Annotated in this window: 1 rRNA gene; it reads right to left on the reverse strand. The window is 56.8% G+C overall.

What is annotated here, in order from left to right:
- Positions 1 to 148: 148 nt before the first annotated feature.
- A 16S ribosomal RNA gene (locus tag VLA04_01440) occupies positions 149 to 1649 on the reverse strand.
- Positions 1650 to 1772: the final 123 nt, after the last annotated feature.

The following is a 1772-nucleotide window of genomic DNA, read 5'->3' on the forward strand; positions in this document are numbered from 1 at the left end:
TGTCAACGGGCAGGTCTGATGGGTTTCCGAGGCAACTCAGGCTCCGCTTGCGCGGCAGGCGATCCCTCGGAGATCGTCCGTTTCCAAACCTGGTTGATCGACCTGAGAGTGGCGGCATCGGCGAACCGATGACCGCTGAGCTCCCTAGAAAGGAGGTGATCCAGCCGCACCTTCCGGTACGGCTACCTTGTTACGACTTCGTCCCAATCACCAATCCCACCTTCGACGGCTGCCTCCTTGCGGTTGGCCCACCGGCTTCGGGTGTTATCGGCTTTCATGACGTGACGGGCGGTGTGTACAAGGCCCGGGAACATATTCACCGCAGTGTGCTGACCTGCGGTTACTAGCAACTCCGGCTTCATGCAGGCGAGTTGCAGCCTGCAATCCGAACTGAGACCGGCTTTAAGGGATTAGCTCCACCTCGCGGTTTGGCGACCCGTTGTACCGGCCATTGTAGCGTGTGTGTAGCCCAGGGCGTAAGGGCCATGCTGACTTGACGTCATCCCCACCTTCCTCCGAGTTTCTCTCGGCAGTCTGGCATGAGAAATACAACATGCCACGGGGGTTGCGCTCGTTGCGGGACTTAACCCAACATCTCACGACACGAGCTGACGACAGCCATGCAACACCTGTCTTCGGGTCCCTTGCGGGAGGGCCGGCTTTCACCGGCTTACCCTCGATGTCAAGCCTGGGTAAGGTTCTTCGGTTAGTGACGAATTAATCCACATGCTCCACCGCTTGTGCGGGCCCCCGTCAATTCCTTTGAGTTTCAACCTTGCGGCCGTACTCCCCAGGCGGAGTGCTTACTGCGTTGGCGGCGGCACGCGGGGGGTCGATACCCCGAACACCTAGCACTCATCGTTTACGGCGTGGACTACCGGGGTATCTAATCCCGTTCGCTCCCCACGCTTTCGCACCTCAGCGTCAGTCTTAGGCCAGGCAGCCGCCTTCGCCACCGGTGTTCCTCCTGATATCTACGCATTTCACCGCTACACCAGGAATTCCACTGCCCCCTCCCAGACTCAAGTCTCCCAGTATCCAAGGCACTGTTCGCGTTGAGCGCTGAACCTTTCACCCCAGACTTAAGAAACCGCCTACGCGCGCTTTACGCCCAGTAACTTCGGACAACGCTCGCCCCCTACGTATTACCGCGGCTGCTGGCACGTAGTTAGCCGGGGCTTATTCAAGAGGTACCGTCAAATTTCTTCCCTCTTAAAAGAAGTTTACGATCCGAGGACCTTCATCCTTCACGCGGCGTCGCTGCGTCAGGCTTTCGCCCATTGCGCAAGATTCCTAATTGCTGCCCCCCGTAGGAGTCTGGGCCGTATCTCAGTCCCAATCCGGCTGATCGTCCTCTCAGACCAGCTACCCGTCGTCGGCTTGGTAGGCCGTTACCCCACCAACTACCTGATAGGCCGCAAGCCCATCTTCAAGCGAATAAATCCTTTAGACAACAACTCATGCGAATCGTTGACCACATGCGGTATTAGCAGCCCTTTCGGACTGTTGTCCCCCACTTGAAGGCAGGTTGCTTACGTGTTACGCGACCGTTCGCCACTAACCAACCATTACTGATTGGTCCGTTCGACTTGCATTTCTTAGGCACGCCGCAAGCGTTCGTCCTGAGCCAGGATCAAACTCTCCATAGAAAGTTTGAAACACCCTGCTAAATCCAACCTCATCCAGTTACCTGCCCCTCACGGAGCAAACAACCCAACAAAGCCAAAACGCAGAGCTTCCCCACAGCACATGACTGTAGAGAAAATTTTTCA

The organism is Verrucomicrobiia bacterium, assembly GCA_035460805.1.
In the GTDB taxonomy this organism is placed as follows: Bacteria; Patescibacteriota; UBA1384; order CAILIB01; family CAILIB01; genus DATHWI01.